General features: G+C 67.4%; 20 protein-coding genes. 3 read left to right on the top strand and 17 right to left on the bottom strand.

The features are described 5' to 3' along the window. Window positions 1-28: 28 nt before the first annotated feature. From MOX01_RS09165 to MOX01_RS09145, 5 genes are read right to left on the bottom strand one after another with little or no spacing between them, the layout of a single operon-like run. Window positions 29-1,207, bottom strand: a complete 1,179-nt coding sequence (locus MOX01_RS09165; protein ID WP_046749231.1) for a M24 family metallopeptidase — start codon at window positions 1,205-1,207, stop codon at window positions 29-31. A 9-nt stretch (window positions 1,208-1,216) separates the two neighbouring features. Continuing rightward, window positions 1,217-2,116 (bottom strand): ABC transporter permease, encoded by a 900-nt coding sequence (locus MOX01_RS09160; RefSeq protein WP_174799766.1) that lies wholly within the window; start codon window positions 2,114-2,116, stop codon window positions 1,217-1,219. Continuing rightward, window positions 2,113-3,075: an ABC transporter permease gene (locus tag MOX01_RS09155; protein ID WP_141369362.1), complete on the bottom strand. Its 963-nt coding sequence runs from the start codon at window positions 3,073-3,075 to the stop codon at window positions 2,113-2,115. Before MOX01_RS09155 ends, MOX01_RS09160 begins: the two co-directional genes overlap by 4 nt. Window positions 3,076-3,107: 32 nt before the next feature. Next, a complete protein-coding gene (locus tag MOX01_RS09150) occupies window positions 3,108-4,727 on the bottom strand; it encodes an ABC transporter substrate-binding protein (RefSeq protein WP_061015860.1) in 1,620 nt (539 codons plus the stop codon). Further along, entirely contained in the window at window positions 4,727-5,932 is a 1,206-nt protein-coding gene (locus MOX01_RS09145; RefSeq protein ID WP_046749234.1) for a dipeptidase, read from the bottom strand. Before MOX01_RS09145 ends, MOX01_RS09150 begins: the two co-directional genes overlap by 1 nt. Before the next feature lie 169 nt (window positions 5,933-6,101). Here MOX01_RS09145 and MOX01_RS09140 point away from each other — a divergent pair, with 169 nt between their 5' ends. Continuing rightward, window positions 6,102-7,757, top strand: a complete 1,656-nt coding sequence (locus MOX01_RS09140) for a dipeptide ABC transporter ATP-binding protein (RefSeq protein WP_170224185.1) — start codon at window positions 6,102-6,104, stop codon at window positions 7,755-7,757. Window positions 7,758-7,775: 18 nt separating this feature from the next. Here MOX01_RS09140 and MOX01_RS09135 read toward each other — a convergent pair whose 3' ends face one another. From MOX01_RS09135 to rplU, 10 genes are all read right to left on the bottom strand, one after another. Then, window positions 7,776-8,465, bottom strand: a complete 690-nt coding sequence (locus tag MOX01_RS09135; RefSeq protein WP_141369358.1) for an SDR family oxidoreductase — start codon at window positions 8,463-8,465, stop codon at window positions 7,776-7,778. 1 nt (window position 8,466) lies between these two features. Then, a complete protein-coding gene (gene rsfS, locus MOX01_RS09130) occupies window positions 8,467-8,850 on the bottom strand; it encodes a ribosome silencing factor (RefSeq protein WP_046749236.1) in 384 nt (127 codons plus the stop codon). Then, window positions 8,850-10,013, bottom strand: coding sequence for a hypothetical protein (locus tag MOX01_RS09125; RefSeq protein ID WP_141369356.1), 1,164 nt, complete (start codon window positions 10,011-10,013; stop codon window positions 8,850-8,852). Before MOX01_RS09125 ends, rsfS begins: the two co-directional genes overlap by 1 nt. Then, window positions 10,010-10,615 (bottom strand): nicotinate-nucleotide adenylyltransferase, encoded by a 606-nt coding sequence (gene nadD / locus MOX01_RS09120; RefSeq protein WP_021198523.1) that lies wholly within the window; start codon window positions 10,613-10,615, stop codon window positions 10,010-10,012. The genes MOX01_RS09125 and nadD overlap by 4 nt, the downstream gene beginning before the upstream one ends. Window positions 10,616-10,621: 6 nt before the next feature. Next, window positions 10,622-10,846 carry a hypothetical protein gene (locus MOX01_RS09115; protein WP_021198522.1) on the bottom strand — a complete coding sequence of 75 codons (225 nt, stop codon included), beginning with the start codon at window positions 10,844-10,846 and terminating at the stop codon, window positions 10,622-10,624. Window positions 10,847-10,911: 65 nt separating this feature from the next. Then, window positions 10,912-12,165 carry a glutamate-5-semialdehyde dehydrogenase gene (locus MOX01_RS09110; RefSeq protein ID WP_141369354.1) on the bottom strand — a complete coding sequence of 418 codons (1,254 nt, stop codon included), beginning with the start codon at window positions 12,163-12,165 and terminating at the stop codon, window positions 10,912-10,914. A gap of 9 nt (window positions 12,166-12,174) precedes the next feature. After that, window positions 12,175-12,960, bottom strand: coding sequence for a glutamate 5-kinase (gene proB, locus MOX01_RS09105; RefSeq protein ID WP_046749239.1), 786 nt, complete (start codon window positions 12,958-12,960; stop codon window positions 12,175-12,177). Continuing rightward, a complete protein-coding gene (obgE, locus tag MOX01_RS09100) occupies window positions 12,957-14,456 on the bottom strand; it encodes a GTPase ObgE (protein WP_046749240.1) in 1,500 nt (499 codons plus the stop codon). Before obgE ends, proB begins: the two co-directional genes overlap by 4 nt. Window positions 14,457-14,557: 101 nt before the next feature. Further along, window positions 14,558-14,815, bottom strand: a complete 258-nt coding sequence (gene rpmA, locus MOX01_RS09095) for a 50S ribosomal protein L27 (protein WP_028501603.1) — start codon at window positions 14,813-14,815, stop codon at window positions 14,558-14,560. Between the two features lie 18 nt (window positions 14,816-14,833). Next, a complete protein-coding gene (gene rplU, locus MOX01_RS09090) occupies window positions 14,834-15,142 on the bottom strand; it encodes a 50S ribosomal protein L21 (RefSeq protein WP_028501602.1) in 309 nt (102 codons plus the stop codon). Between the two features lie 246 nt (window positions 15,143-15,388). On the opposite strand from rplU, the gene MOX01_RS09085 reads away from it, so the two are divergent. After that, a complete protein-coding gene (locus MOX01_RS09085; protein ID WP_113681811.1) occupies window positions 15,389-15,655 on the top strand; it encodes a DUF4031 domain-containing protein in 267 nt (88 codons plus the stop codon). On the opposite strand, the gene MOX01_RS09080 is transcribed toward MOX01_RS09085, so the two are convergent. Continuing rightward, a complete protein-coding gene (locus MOX01_RS09080) occupies window positions 15,620-18,226 on the bottom strand; it encodes an Rne/Rng family ribonuclease (RefSeq protein WP_230977912.1) in 2,607 nt (868 codons plus the stop codon). The two genes, MOX01_RS09085 and MOX01_RS09080, sit on opposite strands and share 36 nt — an antisense overlap. Before the next feature lie 283 nt (window positions 18,227-18,509). Here MOX01_RS09080 and MOX01_RS09075 point away from each other — a divergent pair, with 283 nt between their 5' ends. Beyond that, complete coding sequence (locus tag MOX01_RS09075) at window positions 18,510-19,127, top strand: vitamin K epoxide reductase family protein (protein ID WP_046749244.1); 618 nt, start codon at window positions 18,510-18,512, stop codon at window positions 19,125-19,127. Between the two features lie 68 nt (window positions 19,128-19,195). Here MOX01_RS09075 and ndk read toward each other — a convergent pair whose 3' ends face one another. Continuing rightward, window positions 19,196-19,612 carry a nucleoside-diphosphate kinase gene (gene ndk, locus MOX01_RS09070; RefSeq protein WP_141369352.1) on the bottom strand — a complete coding sequence of 139 codons (417 nt, stop codon included), beginning with the start codon at window positions 19,610-19,612 and terminating at the stop codon, window positions 19,196-19,198.

The raw sequence follows: 19,612 nt of genomic DNA, 5'->3' as shown, positions 1-19,612 counted from the left end.
GTTCTCTGCTTCTCTCGGATTCCGTGGGTCAGAGCGCGATCGTGCACTCGTCGAGGCTGCGCGGGAAGGTGGTCAGGGGTTCGGCGCCGGTGGCGGTCACGAGCATGCTGTCGCTGATCCGGTAGCCGGCGTGGCCCGGCACATAGATACCGGGTTCATTCGAGACGACCATTCCCGCCTCGAGCTGCGTGGCGTCTCCGTCTTCCAGCCATGGCGCCTCGTGCATGCCGAGACCGATGCCGTGCCCCTGCCGGTGCCGGATGTACTCTCCGAGTCCGGCGTCGCGGATCACATCGAGGCACAGGCGGTTGGCCTCACGGCACTCGAGCCCCGCACGGATGGTCTCGCGACCGCGCAGCTGTGCCGCGTGGATCGCGTCGTGGTACCGCCGCTGCTGCGCGGTGGGTTCGCCCAGCACGAAGGTGCGCTCCCCCTCGATGAACCGACCGCCGACCGCGCAGCCCAGGGAGAGCATGAAGGTGTCGCCGGCCTTGAGACGGTTCACCGAGGGGAGCCCGTGCGGGAAGGCGGAATTGGGCCCTGAATAGACCAGTCCCCCGGCCAGCAGTGACGCGACGACGACATTGCGGTGCTCGGCGTACATGATGCCGGTGCCGGTCGCGGTGACGTGTCGCTCGAGCTCGGCCTCGGTCGGAAGATCTCCCCCGGCCGCGACCGCCGCCTGCACCAGCTGCACGCCGGCGTCGAGCATCCGGTCGGTGACACGGGCCGCTTCACGGTGCAGCTCCACCTCCTCGGGGAACTTCACGTAGCGGGCGCGGGTGAGCAGCCCCGAGGCGACGAGATCGGCATCGGGCATCGCCTCCCTCGCCGCAGACAGGCGGGCGGACGGCATCGACGCCGCGAACCCGACCCGCCCGCGAGGTGAGACCGCACGGGCGAGCACTTCGAAGGGCGCGACGACGCCGGGATACTCGAAGAACGCGACCAGTTCCGCACGGGAAGACTGCGATTCGGCGTACTCGCGTTCCAGCTCGGGCAGCAGCATGACCACGCGGCCTCCCGCCTCGAGCCAGATCGCCACCGGACGCTCGGACGGGTGGTGGAAGAAACCGGTGAGGTACGCGATGTCCTCGGGGTGATCGGTGAGGAAGGCATCGAAACCCGCTTCGGCCATCCGCTCGCGCACCCTGGTCTGTACCCGGTCGAAGAACTCGGGCGCGAGACGCTGGTCGAACTCGGTCATCACGGACTCCTATCGGGCGAGGTGGCGCGGGTTGCGCGCGTCGTTGTAGGCGATCGAGAGCAGTGTCGCGGAGAGCACCAGGATGAGGATCGCGATCGAGGGGAAGAGCGTCAGCCACCAGGCGCTGACCATCGCACCGGCCTGCTGCGCCTCGTAGAGGATGCGCCCCCAGGACCAGGTCGTCGGGTCGCCGAGGCCGAGGAAGGCCAGTCCCGCGGCCGAGAGCACAGCCCGTGAGGCCGTCACCACCACGGAGACGACGACCACCGGGGTCACAGCGGGCAGCACGTGCTTGGTGATGATCCACACCGGAGACGTGGTCATCAGCCGCGACGCGTCGACGTAGGGCAGACCGACCACCGTGAGCGCTTGAGAACGCACGAGGCGGGTGACCTCCGGCCAGGAGAACGCGGCGACCACGAAGATGATGGTCGATGTGCTCGGCCCCACCAACGCGGCGATCAGGATCATGAGCGGCAGCACGGGGAGCGAGAGCGTCATGTCGACGATCACGCTGATGAAGCTGTCGAGCTTGCGGAAGTACGCTCCGAGGACCGCGATGATCGTGCCGAAGACGATCGCGATCAGCGAGGCCGCCACGGCCACCAGCACACTCTGCTGCGTGCCCCAGATCACCTCGGAGAACACGTCCCGCCCGAGAGCATCGGTGCCGAACCAGTGGTCACCGCTCGGCGGACGCAGTACGTCGGGTCCGTAGCTGGCCGGATACGGAGCGATCAGAGGCGCGGCGAGAGCCACGATCACGAGCAGGATCAGCAGTCCGAGGGAGATCATGCCGAGCGGGTCACGGCGGAACGCACGCCAGGTGTGGGCGCTCGCCCGCTCGCTGCCTGCAGCGGTCGGCTCACTCGGGGTCAGGGCCTCTGCGGAGGGCATCGGAGCGGTCATGAGGTCTTCACTCTCGGGTCCAGGTAGCCGTAGATGATGTCGGTGATGGTGTTCGCCACGACCACCGTGACGGCGAGCATGAGGAACGCACCCTGCAGGACGGGGAAGTCGAGCTGGGTGACTGCTTCGTAGATGCCACGGCCGATGCCGGGGTAGGCGAACACCGTCTCCGTGAGCACGGCGCCGCCGACCAGGAAGCCGAGCTGCAGTCCGATCAGGGTGGTGGTCGGGAGCAGGGCGTTGCGCAACGCATGCTTCCAGAGGATGCGGCTGCCGCGGATGCCGTTCGCCTTGGCGAGGAGGATGTAGTCCTCGCCGAGCGTCTCGATCAACGTCGATCGCATCGTCAGGACGTAGGAGCCCACCTGGATGAGCATGAGCGACACCGCCGGCAGGACGAGGTGCTGCGCGACGCTCAGATACCACTCGAAGCCGTAGGTGTTGTTGGTGTAGGCCCCACCGATCGGGAACCACCCCAGATTCCGACCGAACACGAACAGCAGCAGGATCGCGACGCTCGGCACGAACAGCGACTGCCCGGTGACTCCGAGCACCTGCACCGCCCTATCGACGAACCGTCCCTTGTGGGAAGCCGCGGCCACACCCAGCGGTACTCCGATGAGGATCGTGAGCACCAGCGCCGTGATGGTCAGCAGGAGCGTCCACGGCAACCGCTGCAGCAGGACGTCCGTGACCGGGATCGACTGTGTGAAAGAGATGCCGAGGTTCCCCTGCAGCAGCTGCCACATGTAGAGCCCGTACTGCACGATCAGGGGCTGGTCCAGACCGTACTGCTCGAGGATGGTCGCCCGGATGTCGTCCGTCATGTTCGGACTCGCCAGCGCCAGCGCCGGGTCGCCGGGAAGCAGACGCAGCAGCAGGAACGTCACGGTCACGGCGAACCAGATCGTGAGCAGACCGCGACCGGCGCGACGGAGAATGAACGATGCTCGGGACACCCGGGCGACCTTCCTCGAGATTTCGGTGGTTGTTACTCGACCGGGTGCGCGCTCGCGAGCGAGAGCGGGTTCACGATCGAGAGCAGCTCGCTCGGCTTCGCGATGAAGCCGGCCCACTCGTCGCTGGCTGCGAAGAACAGGTTCTGCGTGTACATGATGTTGTCGTAGACCTGCTCATGGACGATCTTGTTCGCCTTGCGCATGATCGAGATCTTCTCGTCCTGGTCGAAGGTGACCATTCCCTCCTCGATCAGGGCGTTGAGGTCGGGATCGTCCACGTGCGTGTAGTTGATCGCCCCGCCGGGGAGATACGACAGCGAGAAGTTCGTCACCGGGTCGTCCATGATGGCGAAGTTGCCCGCATAGATGTCGTAGTCGCCCTCGCTTGTCATGGAGAGGTAGGTGTTGCGCTCGGTGCCCTGCAGCTCGATCGTGATGCCGGCTTCTGCCGCGCTGTCCTTCACCATCTGGGCCCACTGGCTGGTGACGCTGTCCTGCAGCGAGTAGATCAGCCGGAACGAGACCGGGAACTTCCCGCTCGCGTCCGCCGCGTAGCCGGCCTTCTCCATGAGCGAGCGCGACTTCTCGGGGTCGAACTCGTACTCCTTGACCGACTTGTCGTAGTACTTCGCGAGCACCGGCATCAGCGCACTGGAGCCCGTCGAGACGGCCTGCCCTTGCAGCACGACAGTGCGGATCGCGTCGTAGTCGACGGCATGGGCGAGTGCCTGACGGACCTCGGTCTTCGCGAGGTCCGGCCTGTCCATGTTGTAGACCAGGTGGGCGTAGCCGAGCCCCGGAGCCTCGATGACCTGCAGACCGTCGGTGTTGCCGAGCTGCTCGACCTGTGCCGGCGGCAGCGCGTTCGCGATCACATCGATCTCGCCGCTCTGCAGTGCCAGGATCTCGGTGTTCACGTCCGGATACACGCGATACACGACCTCGGCGGGTCCGGGGACGCCGCCCTTGACGAGCGGGTAGTCCTCGACGCGCTTCAGCGTGTAGTGCTGACCCACCTGGAAGTCGCTCATGATGAACGGGCCCATGCCCACCCATCCCCCGTCGCTGCCGTCGTTCGCGAACTCGGCGATCGATCCCTTCGGCTCGAAGACGTGCTGCGGGACGACGACACCCCAGAACCCGATCTCCTCGACGATGGACGAGTCCGGCTGGGTGAGAGTGAGCTCGACACGGGTGTCCGACACGGCTGTCGCGGTGTCGAGGTTGCCGAGCTGTCCGTAGAACGTGCCGGGGGCCTGATCGCGCTTGACCGCGTTCAGGGTCCACGCCACGTCTTCGGCGGTGAGGGGCTCGCCGTCGCTCCAGGTGAGGTCGTCGCGGATCTCGTAGAAGCCCGTGGTGTCATCCACGTAGCCCCAATCCGTGGCCACGTGGGCTTCCTTGCTGCCGTCGTCGCTGATGCTCAGCAGGTGCGGATACATCAGGTTCGTGATCCACGAATCCGTTCTGCTGTTGCCGAGCACCGGGTTGAAGTTCACGACATCCGTCGTCGTGCCGATGCTGATCGTCTCGTCGCTCGGACCGGTGGAGCCGGACGACTCCCCCGGTTCCGGCGCGGACGGGGCGCACGCGGCGAGACCGACAGCGAGAGCCGCGGCCGCACCGAGGGCGAGGAACTTGCTGTACTTCATCAGACCCAGACCTCCTCGAGTACGCGCATGGTGTTCCCTCCGACGACGGCGCGAATCTCGTCGTCGGAGTAGTCGTGCTTCACAAGCCAGCCGATGATGTTGTAGAAGGCTTCGGCCGGGTTCTCGATGCCGTCGACGTACGGCTGCTTCTCGTAGTCGACGTTGGCGTGCGCCTGCCCTAGCGACAGGTTCGAGGAGAACGCGTCGTGAAGGCCGACGTGGTCCCCGAACAGCGTGTCCGGTCCGAAGCTCACGTGCTCCAGGCCCACCAGGTCGACGCAGTACTGGAAGTGATCCATCACCGACTCCAGCGAGTGCTTCGGGTGCTGGGGCGAGATGGTGGTGTGCGGAGCCGCCTCGATGCCGATCACACCGCCGCGCTTGGCGCACTCGATGATCGTCTCGTCGGTCTTCATGCGGTTGGTCGGCCACAGCCCACGAGCACCGGCGTGCGTGATGAAGACCGGCTTCGTCGAGTGGGCGATCACATCGAGGCACGTCTGGTCCCCGGAGTGGGAGATGTCGATCGCGATGCCGAGCTTGTTCATCCGCTCGACCGCGCGCTCGCCGAAGTATGTCAGTCCGCCGTCGCCCCGCTCCTTCAGTCCGCCTCCGAGCATGTTGGCCTCGGAGTAGGCGATGCCCATCTGACGCACGCCGAAGCCGTACAGCACGTCGAGGCGGTCGACCTCGTTCTCGATCATGGTCGACGCCTCGAGCGCGAAGATGTGCGCGACTCGGCCGGTCTCCGCCGCGTGGCGGATGTCCTTGATCGACTCGGCCTTGATCACGAAGTCCTGGTGCGCGAGGTCGGCCATGCGAACACCGAGGTCGAACAGCACGTCCTGGTACTTCCACCCTGCGTCGCTCGAGATGCAGCAGGTGCCGTCCATACCGTTGTCGAACACGGCCGTGAGTCCGGAACGGGCGAGACCCTGGTAGCCGGTGGGTTCGCGACCCTGGCGGATGTGGTCGCGTAGCTCGCCCATGTCCTCGGGGAAGACCTGCACGTGCTCGTGCAGGGAGATCACGGTCTCCTCGCGGAGCAGGCGCTCGGTGCGTTCGCGCTGCGCATCGCTCAGGCCGAGATCGTAAGCCGGGACGCGGCCGATCTGCTTGGCGTAGCGGAATTCGCGGTAGTCCTTGCCGGCTTCCAGATAGTCGTACGCGGTGTAGCCGGTGTACCGGCCAGCTTGTTCGAGCACGGATGCGCTCCTTCGGTTCGATGATGCGGGTGGCCCACTCGGTCACCAAGCGGGAGTTTCCTCGAATCTGGAGGATTTCGGCATAGATGTCAACAGCTGTGATTATTTCCAGACGAAATGTTTCCTGTTCGAAACAATTCAGAGGCTGGAAGCTGGCATGATGGCACCCATGGAGAACGCACCCGCCCCCCGGAACACCGTCGTCCTGGACGTCAAGGGACTCACCGTCACCCTCACCGGCGAAGGCCGGCGCAACCGCGTGGTCGATGGCATCGACATCACCGTGCGCCGGGGCGAGGTCTTCGCGCTGCTGGGCGAGTCCGGATCAGGAAAGTCCATGACCGCCCGCGCGATCATGGGCCTCATCGACAACGGGGATGTGGAGGCGGACACCCTGACGCTCAGCGGGACCGATCTCCTCTCCCTCTCCGCCGAACAGCACAGGCGCCTGCGGGGTGTGCACGTCAGCCTGGTCATGCAGGACGCCCTTTCCGCGTTGAATCCGGTCCTCAGCATCGGCGATCAGATCATCGATCTGATCCGTGCTCACCGCAGCATCGGCCGGAGCGCCGCCCAGGCGCGCGCGGTCGAGCTGCTGGCCCTCGTCGGTATCCCCTCCCCCGACAGGCGTGTGCACGATTACCCGCACCAGTTCTCCGGCGGCCAGCGCCAGCGCATCCTGATCGCCATGGCGATCGCGCTGGACCCTGATCTCATCATCGCGGATGAGCCGACGACCGCGCTCGATGTGACGGTGCAGGCCCAGATCCTCGATCTGCTGCTCTCCCTGCGTGATCGACTCGGAATGGGGATCCTGCTCATCACGCACGACCTCGGTGTCGTGATGGAGGTCGCGGATCAGGTCGCCGTCATGCGCACCGGTCGCATCGTCGAAACGGGATCCGCCGACGTCGTGCTCACCGAGCCGCAGCATCCGTACACGGTGCAGCTGCTGAACTCGATGCCGCGAGATGTGAGCCCGGCGGCGCAGGATGCCGACACCCCGCCGATCCTGGAGGGACGCGGCCTCGAGCGCACCTTCCGTTCGGGAAGCGGGCGCCGTGCGCACCGGGTCGCCGCGGTAGCCGACGTCGACCTCGACCTCCGCCAGGGCGAGATCCTGGCGATCGTCGGCGAGTCCGGAAGCGGCAAGTCGACTCTGGCGCGGATGCTGGTCGGGCTCGACTCCCCCGATGCGGGAACCCTGCGCTACCGCGACCAGGATGTGACGAGAGGGCGGCTCCGCGATCGGAAGATCCTGCGGCGTGGGGTGCAGATGGTGTTCCAGGACCCCTACATGTCACTCAACCCTCGGATGACCGTGCAGCAGATCATCGCCGAACCGCTCGCCGCGACGCACTCGGGAACGCCGTCGAGCAGGCGCGAGCGCGTCGCCGAGCTGCTGGAACTCGTCGGCCTCACCGCCGAGATGGGTTCGCGTTTCCCGCACCAGTTCTCCGGCGGACAGCGTCAGCGCATCGGCATCGCTCGGGCACTCGCACTCGACCCGGACGTCCTGGTGTGCGACGAACCCGTCTCTGCGCTGGATGTGTCGATCCGCGCACAGATCATCGACCTACTGTGCGAGCTGCGGGAGCGACTGGGAATGTCGATCGTCTTCATCGCGCACGATCTCTCCCTCGTGCGGCACATCGCCGACCGCGTCGCGGTCATGTACCTGGGCGAGATGGTCGAGATCGGTGAGACCGAAGACGTCTACCTTCGCGCAGAGCACCCCTACACCCGGTCGTTGCTCTCGGCCATTCCTCCCCAGACACGCGCCGACCGGGGCATGCTCGCGCGCCGCACCCGAATGAGCGCGTGAACGCGGAGCAGCGCGGAGTCAGCGCCCCGGTCGCACCGTGAGGTCGGTGATCTCCGCATCGCGTGGAAGATCGAGCGCCGTGAGGATGGTCGTGGCGACCGCGTCCGGCGTGATGAACCGCTCGGCGTCGTAGTCCTGGCCCTCCTGCTGGTGCACGCGCTCCTGCATGGGAGTGGCTGTGCGGCCGGGATAGATCGACGTCACCCGCACTCCGTGCGCGGCCTCCTCGGCGCGCAGCGCATCGGCAAGCGCACGGAGACCGTGCTTCGACGCCGCATACGCCGACCACCCGGCGTTGGCGCGGAGGCCCGCTCCCGAGTTGACGAACACGATCTGCCCCTGTGACACGCGCAGGACGGGCAGAAGCAGGCGCGTGAGCTCGGCAGGGGCGATGAGATTCACGGCGAGCTGCTGCTCCCACAGCGCGGGAGCGAGATCAGCCACATCGCCGAGGTCGACGACGCCGGCGACGTGGACGAGCGCATCGATCCGCTCGGGCAGGTGCTGCTTCGACAGCGCCCACGACAGTCGCCCCGGCTGGGAGAGGTCTCCGACGAGGACGGAAGCTCCGGGAAGCGTCTCCGCGATCTGTCTGGCACGCCCGGCATCGCGGGCGAGCGCCACGACGTCGTCGCCGCGATCCAGGAGCCGTCCAGCGAGAACAGCCCCTATGCCGGAACCCGCACCGGTGACGAGGTGCGTTGACACGTCAGCCCTGGTCGGTGGCGGCAGGCACCGCCACGTCGATCGGAACGACGGGGCAGTCCTTCCACAGACGCTCCAGCCCGTAGTACACGCGCTCCTCCTGGTGGAACACGTGCACGATCAGGTCACCGAAATCGAGCAGCACCCAGCGAGCCTCCGCCCGACCCTCTCGGCGGACGCGCTTGTGCCCGGACTCGATCAGGCGGTCTTCGATCTCGTCGGCGATCGCGGCGACATTGCGCTCGCTGTTTCCGGTGACGAGCAGGAAGATGTCGACGAGCGGAAGCGGCTCGGAGACGTTGAGTGCGACGAGATCCTCTCCGCCCTTGTCGACGGCGGCCTGTGCTGCCAGACGCAGCATCTCTTCGGCGGTTTCAGGTGATTGCATCAGAACACATTCGTGGTGATGGCGATGATGACGACGACACCGACAGCGAGGGCAAGCCCTCCGGCGACGATCGCCAGGGTGATCATCAGCCGGTTGCCCTTCTCAGGCGCCGGCGGACGGATCACCTCGCCGGCGGGCTTGATGGTGCTGACCGCCGAGCTGGCGGCGATCGGCGTAGGCGACGACGCGGGGGGAAGCTCGCCGTCGATGAGAACGGCGTCGACATCCTTGCCGTCGGTGGTTCCGAGTGCGTGGCCCTGCGAACCCATGCCCTGCGGCAGTTCATACGACCCCGTCACGAGGATCTCGCCGGTCGATGCGACGGGACCGGAGAGCGATCCCTCTCCGGGAGAGGGTGTGAAGATCAGCGCATTCGGCGCGGAGTGCTGGGAGCCGGTCGAGTCGCCGACCGTGAGCAGCTCATCGAAAGACGGGCGGAAGGGCGCGTGCGGGTCGGGAGCGTCTGCGAGCAGCCCCTCGCCGAAAGCGGAGTTGACGGTCGGGCGTGCGTCGCCGACGACCTCATCCCCGGCGTCGTCGACATCGGCGAGCACGTCGTCAGGATCCTGCTCGCCGGCGTCCTCTGCCTGGGCGGGAAGCCCGAGGGCCGCAGCCACATCGTCCTCATCGCCCGTGGACGCCGCCGTGGTCTCCAGCGGGACCTCGCCCACCGCGTCTGCGGCGACCGATGCCCGGACGGGCTCTACGGCGACGTCATCATCATCGTCGTCGTCGTCGGCATCGCCCGGCTCTTCGTTGCGGGTGAAGTCAGGAACGCCCGACACGATCTCCGCGGGCGCGGCAGCGGCGTCTGAGGGGCCCGCTTCGGCGGGCTGCTCCGCTTCCCCGTCGCCGGCAGCAGCGACGCCGTCTTCCGAGGTGCCTTCCGGTGTGACCACCGGCACGGAGGCCGTGCGGACCTTCTCGAGCTCGCGCACCTGACGACGCGTGAGCGGTGCGTCACCGTTCGCGGCGTCGACGACCGGTGCCGGTGCGACCTCCACGGGGTCGGCGGCCCGAGGCAGTGGCGGCGCGGGGGGCGCGGCTTCCGCCGCGGCGGCGGCCTCCTCGCTGGTGATGACGGGGGTCGAACCCGTCAGACGGATCTCCCGCAGCTGCTTGCGCGTCAGCGGACCCTGCTCCTGGCGATCCGATGTACTCATGCCTTGCTCCGATACAGATGATGCTTCGCTATGTACTGAACGACCCCATCAGGGACCAGATACCAGACCGGCTGATCGTCGCGAACGCGTTCACGGCAGTCCGTCGATGAGATCGACAGCGCCGGCACTTCCAGTTGGCTGACGTTGTCGCTCGGGAGGCCGTCGGTGCTCAGGACGTGTCCCGGGCGCGAGACCGCGACGAAGTGGGCCAACTCCCACAACTCATCATGGTCCCTCCAACTGAGAATTTGCGCCACGGCGTCGGCTCCGGTGATGAAGAAGAGGTCCGCATCCGGGCGATCACGCTTCAGATCGCGCAGCGTGTCGATCGTGTAGGTGGGCCCCTCACGGTCGATGTCGACCCGGCTCACGGTGAACTGCGGATTCGACGCGGTGGCGATCACCGTCATGAGGTAGCGATGCTCGCTCGGCGAGACGCCCGACTTCTGCCACGGGTGACCGGTGGGAACGAACACCACCTCGTCGAGGCCGAAGGAGTTCGCCACCTCGCTGGCTGCGACCAGGTGGCCATGGTGGATGGGGTCGAACGTGCCGCCCATCACACCTATGCGCGGGGGGCGCGTGGTCGCAGCGTCGTTCATGGGGGCCTAGTGGCCGTGTCCCGCCTCGTGGCCGTCCTTGCCGTGCTGTGCGGCCCAGGCCTCGGCCTTGGCCGAGTGGCGGTTGGCGACGTTCTTGTAGGAGAAGGTCACCAGTCCGAGGAAGGCGAACACGACCGCAGCGATGGCTCCGAAGATCACCGTTTCGAGCGCGACGTTGCCGTGGTGCTCTGTTTCGGCAGCGGCCATCGCGATCTGTGCGACGAGGTTCATCCTGACTCCGTTTCGTGGCGTGCTGTTCGGGATCCTGTGAGGTACAGCGTCCCCCAGTCTAGCCCTCAGCCGCGGGTCTGCCCCGACCCACGCGCGAGCCATTTCGTGCTGGTCAGCTCTGCGACGCCCATCGGCCCTCGAGCGTGCAGCTTCTGGGTCGAGATGCCGACCTCCGCGCCGAAGCCGAACTCGCCGCCGTCCGTAAATCGGGTGGACGTGTTCACCATCACGACGGCGGAATCCACCTCGGCCAGGAAGCGCTCCGCATTGCGCGTGTCGGTCGTGATGATCGACTCCGTGTGACCCGTGCTGTAGCGGCGGATGTGGTCGAGCGCCTCGTCCAGGGACTCCACGACCTTGATCGCGATGTCGAGGCTGAGGTACTCGGTCTTCCAGTCCTCCTCTGTGGCGGGGATCACGTTCGACATGAGGCCGACGACCATGTCATCGCCGTGGATCGCGACGCCCTCGCTCTGCAGCGCGCTGGCCACCAGCGGGATCAGACGCGGTGCCGCCTGTCGATGCACGAGCACGGTCTCCACCGCATTGCACACGCTCGGCCGCTGCACCTTGGCGTTCACGACGATGTCGCTCGCCCAGTCGTCCGGGGCGGTCTCATCCAAGAAGATGTGAACGTTGCCTGCCCCGGTCTCGATCACAGGCACGGTCGATTCGGTGACGACGGTCTCGATGAGGCCGGCACTTCCCCGCGGCACCAGGACGTCGATGAACCCTCGCCCGTGCATGAGCGCCTTCGCGCCGTCCCGGCCGAAGTCGTCAACCGTCTGGATCGCCTCGGCTGTGAGCCCTGCACTCTCCACCGCCCGCCGCATCACGTCGACGAGCACGGTGTTCGACTCACGGGCGGCGCTCCCGCCACGCAGCACGACGGCGTTGCCCGACTGCAGCGCCAGAGCGGCGATGTCGACCGTCACGTTGGGGCGGGCTTCGTAGATCGCGCCGACGACGCCGAAAGGTACGCGCACCTGCTCGAGGGCGACACCGTTGGGCATCCGGTGGCCGCCGACGACGCGCCCGACCGGGTCACCGAGAGCGGCGACCTCACGCACGGCGGCCGCCAGTGCCGCGACACGCTTCTCGTCGAGACGCAACCGATCGATGAGTGACTCCCCGATGCCCTCCGCGCGTCCGCGGGCGATGTCACGACCGTTCGCCTCGATGATCTGCACAGCGGAATCGCTCAGCGCCACAGCGATCGCTTCGAGCACTCGCGCCTTCTCATCGCTCGTGAGCGCAGCCGTGGCGCGAGAGGCCTCTTTGGCGCGCTCCAGGCGCACCTGCGGGGTCTGGTCGGTCATCCGCCCAGTTTATGAGGTGGCCGGCTCGAACCAGGTCCCTATTTCGGCGCCGGCCAGGGCCTGCGCTACGAGGTCGGCGCTGGTGACCAGCACACCGATGCCAGACGCCGCGGCAAGACGGGCGGCGGAGACCTTGGTCGCCGCTCCCCCGGTGCCCACGCTGTTGACGACGGTCGCCCCGAACTCCAGGCCGGTGAGATCGGCGTTCGGCGCGACCACGTCGATCGGCTCGGCGCCGGGATCGGTCGGAGGCTTCGTGTACAGCGACTCGATGTCGCTGAGCAGGATGAGGGCGTCCGCCTCGATCAGCTGAGCGACCAGCGCACCGAGCCGGTCGTTGTCACCGAAGCGGATCTCCTGTGTCGCGACCGTGTCGTTCTCGTTGACGATCGGAAGCGTGCGCAGGCCGAGCAGGCGCTCCATCGCGCGACGGGCGTTGGAACGCGACGTCGGGTTCTCGAGGTCACCGGTCGTCAGGAGCACCTGGCCCGCGACGATGTCGAACGGACGCAGCGACTCCTGATAGCGGTACATCAGGATGTTCTGGCCGACGGCGGCCGCGGCCTGCTGGGTCGCGAGGTCGGTCGGACGAGCATCCAGCCGCAGGAAGGGGATGCCGGACGCGATGGCACCCGACGACACCAGCACGACCTCGATCCCCCGCGCGTGCGCCGCAGCCAGGGCTTCGACGATGACGGGGATCCGCCATGAGGAGTCCCCGCTGATCGAGGACGACCCGACCTTGACGACGATGCGGGACGCGGTGGCGAGGTCCGCGCGGGTGCGTGCTGTCACTCGCCGTCCTCGCGGTACGCGGCGAGACGCTGCGTCTCCACCTCGGCGCGGGCTTCGGCCTTCGCGTCCATGCGCTCGTAGTACTGCTCACGGCGCTCGGAGGTGGTCCGGCGTGCGTTCGGAGCCAGACGCGGGTCGGTTCCGCGCGGCGCGGCCATCGCCTCGGCGGCGGACGTCATGGTGGGCTCCCAGTCGAACACGATGCTGTCGCCCTCGCCGATCACGACGGTCGACCCCTGCACGGCGCCGAGTCGGAACAGCTCGTCCTCCACTCCGAGCTTCTCGAGTCGATCCGCGAGGTAGCCCACGGCCTCCTCGTTCTGGAAGTCGGTCTGCTGCACCCAGCGGACCGGCTTCTCGCCAAGGATGCGGTACACGTTGCCGTAGGTGCCGCCCTCGACCCGGATGGTGAAGTCCTTCTTGGAACCACGCGGGCGGATCACGACGCGCTCCGGCGGTGTCTCGAGCGCCGCTTCGGCGCGGGCCTTCTCCACCAGCTCACCCAGTGCGAAGGTGAGCGGGCGCAGCCCCTCGTGCGAGACGGTGGAGATCTCGAACACGCGGAACCCACGAGCCTCGAGATCGGGGCGGACGAGGTCGGCGAGGTCGCGCGCCTCCGGCACATCGATCTTGTTCAGCGCGATGAGCTGCGGGCGCTCCAGCAGCGGAGTCTGTCCCTCGGGGACCTCGTACGCGCCGAGCTCGGCGAGGATGACGTCGAGATCGGAGATCGGATCGCGTCCCGGCTCGAGAGTCGCGCAGTCGAGCACGTGCAGCAGTGCGGAGCAGCGCTCGACGTGGCGGAGGAACTCGAGACCGAGCCCGCGGCCCTCGCTGGCGCCCTCGATGAGACCGGGCACGTCCGCGACGGTGTAGCGGAAGTCGCCCTGCTGAACGACGCCGAGGTTCGGGTGCAGGGTCGTGAAGGGGTAGTCGGCGATCTTGGGCCGCGCGGCCGAGATCGCGCCGATCAGGCTCGACTTGCCGGCGGACGGGTAGCCGACGAGAGCGATATCGGCGACCGTCTTCAGTTCGAGGACCACGTCGCCCTCGTATCCGGGCGTGCCGAGCAGGGCGAAGCCCGGTGCTTTGCGCTTGGGGGTGGCGAGAGCGGCGTTACCGAGCCCGCCCATCCCGCCCTTCGCGACGACGAACCGCTCGCCGGGGATGATCATGTCGATGAGGACTTCACCCGCGGTGTTCTTCACCACGGTGCCGACCGGCACGGGGAGCTCGAGCGTCTCACCCAGGAAGCCGGAACGGTGATCGCCCATGCCGGGACCGCCGTTGCCGGAGGACCGGTGCGGCGAGTGATGGTACGACAGCAGCGTTCCGGTCTGCGGGTCCGCCACGAGGACGACGTCTCCGCCGTCGCCGCCGTTGCCTCCATCGGGACCACCCAGCGGCTTGAACTTCTCGCGGTGCACGGAAACGCAGCCGTTGCCGCCCTTACCCGCACGAAGGTGCAGTGTGACGGTGTCGACGAACGTGACCATGTGCGGATTCCCCTGTATGTGAGTGGTGTTTCGGTGTGCAGATACACGGACGGGGCGAGCCGAAGCCCGCCCCGAACCGGATAACTAGTGTCGCGCTGTGATCACTCAGCTGCGGCGACGATGTTGACGACCTTGCGGCCGCCCTTCGCGCCGAACTGGACCGCACCGGCGGCCAGAGCGAACAGCGTGTCGTCGCCGCCACGGCCGACGTTGACGCCGGGGTGGAAGTGCGTGCCGCGCTGGCGGACGATGATCTCGCCGGCGAGGACCTGCTGACCGCCGAAGCGCTTCACGCCGAGGCGCTGAGCGTTGGAGTCACGACCGTTACGGGTTGAGCTTGCGCCCTTTTTATGTGCCATGTCCTAGTCCCCTCTGGCTTACTTGATGCCGGTGATCTTGACGCGCGTGAGCTCCTGACGGTGGCCCTGGCGCTTCTTGTAGCCGGTCTTGTTCTTGTACTTCTGGATGATGATCTTCGGGCCGCGGAGGTTGCCGATGACCTCAGCCGTGACCTTGACCTTGGCCAGCGAGTCAGCGTCGGTGGTCACCGTGGCGCCGTCGACGAGCAGCACAGCGGCCAGCTCGATCTTCTCGCCCTGGGCAGCCTTGACACGGTCGAGCTGAACGATCGTGCCGACCTCGACCTTCTCCTGCCGCCCACCGGCGCGCACTACTGCGTAAACCACTTCATACCTGTTTCGTTGGGGAGCTCGCGGCTCCGAGATCTCACGGGAAGACTGTTGCTTGCATGCACCGTGGAACGGCGGGCGCGAACGCAAGGCTCTCCGCTTCGACCGACGAGGACGACGCGGCATACGCACCAAGGGACTACTTTACCGGATGCGGGTCGGTGTCGCAAAGCGAGGTGGGTCCGTACATCGCGGCTCGCTCCAGCAGCCCCTGCCCCACCGGCGCGGACCTAGGCTGAAAGGGTGACCGTACTCGTCGACGACCCGCTCTGGCCCGCCCACGGACGCCTGTGGGCGCACCTCGTGAGCGACGAGAGCCTCGACGAGCTGCACGCGTTCGCGCGCGAGAACGACGTCGCCGCACGCGCTTTCGATCTCGACCACTACGACGTGCCGGAGGAGACCATCCCCCGGCTCGTCGCCGCCGGCGCCCAGCACGTCACGGGCAAGGAGCTGGTGCGCCGACTGATCGCCTCAGGACTCCGAGTCCGCAGCCGCGACCGGCGCTGAAGGCTCGTTGTTCACCGAGACGGGCGTGCCGGTGAGCGCCGCTGTGCTCACCCGACGACGTCCTCGCCCCTGACCCGGCGCCTTCGGCTCCGGGAGAGCGTCGAGGACGGAGTCGAGCAGCGCCTCGGCGGGAGACTTCGGGCCCTTGCGGTCGCCGCCCCGCTTCTTGCGAGCCTTCTTCGGACGATCGGCACCTGCGGGCGCTTCCGACGTGACGTCGGCCGCCTCGGCTTCCGGCGCCCCATCCGCCGCCGGAGCGATGGTGGAGGCGGCGATCTGCGCGAGGGCCGACTTCGCCCCCTCCGTGATGCTGTGGGTGACCGCGGAGGCAGCCGGAGCGCTCTGGTTCTGACCGTTCCCGTTGCCACCGCCGCCGCGCTGACGACGCCCGCTCTGCCCGTTGCCGCCGTTGCCGCCGCCGTTGTTGTTGCCGTTGGAGCGGTGCTTCACGACCGGGTCGTGGTGCACGATGACGCCGCGACCTGCGCAGACCTCGCAGGCCTCGCTGAAGGTCTCGAGCAGGCCGAGCCCCAGCTTCTTGCGCGTCATCTGCACGAGCCCGAGCGAGGTGACCTCGGCGACCTGGTGCTTGGTCCGGTCGCGGCTCAGGCATTCGATCAGGCGCCGCAGCACGAGATCGCGGTTGGACTCCAGGACCATGTCGATGAAGTCGACGACGATGATGCCGCCGATGTCACGCAGGCGCAGCTGGCGGACGATCTCCTCCGCTGCCTCGAGGTTGTTCTTGGTGACCGTCTCCTCGAGGTTTCCGCCCGAGCCGACGAACTTGCCGGTGTTGACGTCGACGACCGTCATGGCCTCGGTGCGGTCGATCACGAGCGAGCCACCAGAGGGCAGCCACACCTTGCGATCGAGAGCCTTCTCGATCTGCTCCGTGATGCGGAACGCATCGAACGGATCGGTCTCGTCCTCATACGCCTCGACGCGCTCGAGCAGGTCGGGAGCCACGCTCTCCAGGTAGGCGCGGATGGTCTGCTGCGCATCCTCACCCTGGATGAGCATCTTGGTGAAGTCCTCGTTGAAGACGTCGCGGACGATCTTCACGAGAAGGTCGGGCTCCGCGTGCAGGAGCGCGGGCGCCTGCTGGTTCTCGACCTGCTTCTGGATGTGCTCCCACTGCGAGGTGAGACGCTGCACGTCACGCGTGAGCTGGTCCTCGGTGGCACCCTCGGCCGCCGTGCGGACGATCACCCCGGAGGACTCCGGCAGCACCTCCTTGAGGATGCGCTTGAGGCGTGCCCGCTCGTTGTCGGGAAGCTTGCGGCTGATGCCGTTCATGGAACCGCCCGGCACGTAGACCAGGTAGCGGCCGGGCAGGGAGATCTGGCTGGTGAGACGAGCACCCTTGTGTCCGACCGGGTCCTTGGTGACCTGGACGAGCACGCGATCGCCGGGCTTGAGCGCCAGTTCGATGCGGCGCGGCTGGTTGCCCGTCTCGACGCCGTCCCAGTCGACCTCGCCGGAGTACAGCACGGCGTTGCGTCCACGACCGATGTCGACGAACGCGGCCTCCATGCTGGGAAGCACGTTCTGCACGCGTCCGAGGTAGACGTTGCCGATCAACGACGCGTCCTGGTTCCGGGCGACGTAGTGCTCGACCAGCACGCCGTCTTCGAGGACACCGATCTGCGTGCGGCCGTTCTTGGAGCGCACGACCATCTTGCGGTCGACGGACTCGCGACGTGCGAGGAACTCGGCCTCGGTCACGACGGGGCGACGACGACCAGCGTCACGCCCGTCCCGGCGACGCTGCTTCTTCGCCTCGAGGCGGGTGGATCCCTTGATGGCCTTCGGCTCGGTGATGTACTCGACGACGCGCTGACGCTGACGCGGCTCTTCGCGCTGGTCGTCACCCTCGGAACCGCCACGGCGGCGACGGCCGCGGCCACGACCCGCGGGCTCGTCCTGCGACTGCTCGCGCTCGGCGATCCGGTCGAAGATGCGCTCGCGCCCCGGCTGCGCGGGGAGCGGGACGATCTCAGGCGCGTAGAAGTGCAGCTGTGTGGAGACCTGCGAGACGAACACCTCGGGAAGCAGACCGAGCGACACAGCAGTCACCGGACCCGGAGCTTCGGGAGCGGCCGGAGCTTCCTCCTCGGTGACGGTCGCCTCGACGGCGGTCGTCGACTGCGCGACCGACTCCTCTGCGGTGGCTTCCTCGACGACTCCGGCTTCCGAGGGCTTCTCCGCGACGGCGGACTCCCCCTCCGGCACCTCGAGCGCCTCAGCAGCAGCCTGGGCCTCGGCAGCCGCTTCCGCGTCAGCGGCAGCTTCGGCTTCCGCCTCAGCCACGGCATCAGCGACGGAATCGGCCGCAGCAGCGGCATCGTCGGCAGCAGCCGCGGCATCGTCCGCTGCGGCGTAGCCGGCGGCGACAGCATCGGCAGCGGCGTCCTCGGCCCGTTCAGCGGCGTCGGAGTTCTCGTCACCCTCGATCGACGCCTCTGCAGGGCCGTCGACATCCGGAGCGGTGGGCTCCGTCAGCTCTCCCGCGGCGTCAGCCGGGAAGTCGAGGGTGGGGGCGTTGTTGTCATTGTTCTCATCGGCCATCTCTGGCTTACTCCCTGCACGGGACACTAGGTTCCCCGTGAAATCTCATGCGGTACCCGCGGGTTCCGCGAACTCACTCGGTCTGCGACCGGCTCATGGCTCTGATCGCGTGGGGCATTGGACCCCGAAGTCTTCTCGACGCGTGTCGCGGCAAACGCCGTTCATCGCATCACAGGCCATTATCGCACCAAGTGGGTCGGTTCGCGGTATCCCGTCGTCCGCAGCGAGTTTTGTCCGGCCTGTTCTCGCCCCATCCATAGCAGGCGCTGGGATAATCCCCAGTATGAGCGAGCAGCGCACCCGCCCCGTCGTCTACGCCGTCTGGCTGATCATCGCGAGTGTGGTGGGCTGGTTCGCCGCATTCCAGCTGACGGTCGAGAAGTTCGTCCTCGCGGCCAACCCCGACGCCGTGCTGAGCTGCAACGTCAGCGTGATGATCCAGTGCGGGAAGAACCTCGAGTCGTGGCAGGGAGAGGTCTTCGGCTTCCCCAACCCGATCCTCGGTATCGCCGGGTGGATGGCACCCCTCTTCGTCGGCGTCGCACTGCTCGCCGGCTCACGGTTCCCCCGGTGGTTCTGGCTGACCTTCGGCGCCGGCGTGACCTTCGCCTTCGGCCTCGTCTGCTGGCTGATCTGGCAGAGCATCTACGCCCCCAACCTCGGTGTGCTCTGCCCGTGGTGCATGCTCACCTGGTCCGTCACCATCCCGACCTTCTTCGCCACCATGCTGCACCTGACACGAAACGGCAGCTTCACCGGCAACGAGAAGGTGCAGGAGCGCGCGAACCGGCTGATGGCCTGGGTCCCGCTCGCCACGATCCTCGCGTACGCCGTCGTGATCCTCCTCGCTCAGCTGCGCGGCCTCGACCTCCTCGGCGAGGTCATCGGCATGATCTTCTGAGGCTGCAGCACGGAAAGAGCCCGTCCACCGAGATTCGGTGGACGGGCTCTTCGCATGTGGACGGGTTCTCAGTCGAACCAGATTCCCAGCTCGCGCGCGGCGGACTCGGGGCTGTCGGAGCCGTGCACCAGGTTCTGCTGCACCTTGAGGCCCCAGTCGCGACCGAAGTCGCCACGGATCGTGCCCGGTGCGGCGGTCGTGGGGTCGGTCGTGCCTGCGAGCGAGCGGAAGCCCTCGATCACGCGGTTGCCCGCGAGCCGGATCGCGACAGACGGGCCGGAGAGCATGAACTCGAGCAGCGGCTCGTAGAACGGCTTGCCCTCGTGCTCGGCATAGTGCTCGGCGAGCAGGTCACGGTCGGGCTCCACCAGGCGGATGTCGACGAGGCCGTAGCCCTTCGCCTCGATGCGGGCGAGGATCGCGCCGGTGAGGCCGCGAGCGACGCCATCGGGCTTGACGAGGACGAGGGTTTCTTCGGTGGCCAT

It is taken from the genome of Microbacterium oxydans, from assembly GCF_006540085.1.
In the GTDB taxonomy this organism is placed as follows: Bacteria; Actinomycetota; Actinomycetes; order Actinomycetales; family Microbacteriaceae; genus Microbacterium; species Microbacterium oxydans.
The sequence above is the reverse complement of the archived record's forward strand: the minus strand, read 5'-3'. Positions and strand labels throughout refer to the sequence as shown.

Bases quoted from the DNA above. Each gene is read 5' to 3' on its own strand.
- ndk (WP_141369352.1), bottom strand. From the start codon at position 19,612: ATGGCCACCGAAGAAACCCTCGTCCTCGTCAAGCCCGATGGCGTCGCT.
- MOX01_RS09140 (WP_170224185.1), top strand. From the start codon at position 6,102: ATGGAGAACGCACCCGCCCCCCGGAACACCGTCGTCCTGGACGTCAAG.
- nadD (WP_021198523.1), bottom strand. From the start codon at position 10,615: ATGAACGACGCTGCGACCACGCGCCCCCCGCGCATAGGTGTGATGGGC.
- rsfS (WP_046749236.1), bottom strand. From the start codon at position 8,850: ATGCAATCACCTGAAACCGCCGAAGAGATGCTGCGTCTGGCAGCACAG.
- MOX01_RS09165 (WP_046749231.1), bottom strand. From the start codon at position 1,207: ATGACCGAGTTCGACCAGCGTCTCGCGCCCGAGTTCTTCGACCGGGTA.
- obgE (WP_046749240.1), bottom strand. From the start codon at position 14,456: ATGGTCACGTTCGTCGACACCGTCACACTGCACCTTCGTGCGGGTAAG.
- MOX01_RS09115 (WP_021198522.1), bottom strand. From the start codon at position 10,846: ATGAACCTCGTCGCACAGATCGCGATGGCCGCTGCCGAAACAGAGCAC.
- rpmA (WP_028501603.1), bottom strand. From the start codon at position 14,815: ATGGCACATAAAAAGGGCGCAAGCTCAACCCGTAACGGTCGTGACTCC.
- MOX01_RS09125 (WP_141369356.1), bottom strand. From the start codon at position 10,013: ATGAGTACATCGGATCGCCAGGAGCAGGGTCCGCTGACGCGCAAGCAG.
- MOX01_RS09080 (WP_230977912.1), bottom strand. From the start codon at position 18,226: ATGGCCGATGAGAACAATGACAACAACGCCCCCACCCTCGACTTCCCG.
- MOX01_RS09075 (WP_046749244.1), top strand. From the start codon at position 18,510: ATGAGCGAGCAGCGCACCCGCCCCGTCGTCTACGCCGTCTGGCTGATC.
- MOX01_RS09150 (WP_061015860.1), bottom strand. From the start codon at position 4,727: ATGAAGTACAGCAAGTTCCTCGCCCTCGGTGCGGCCGCGGCTCTCGCT.
- MOX01_RS09160 (WP_174799766.1), bottom strand. From the start codon at position 2,116: ATGACCGCTCCGATGCCCTCCGCAGAGGCCCTGACCCCGAGTGAGCCG.
- MOX01_RS09110 (WP_141369354.1), bottom strand. From the start codon at position 12,165: ATGACCGACCAGACCCCGCAGGTGCGCCTGGAGCGCGCCAAAGAGGCC.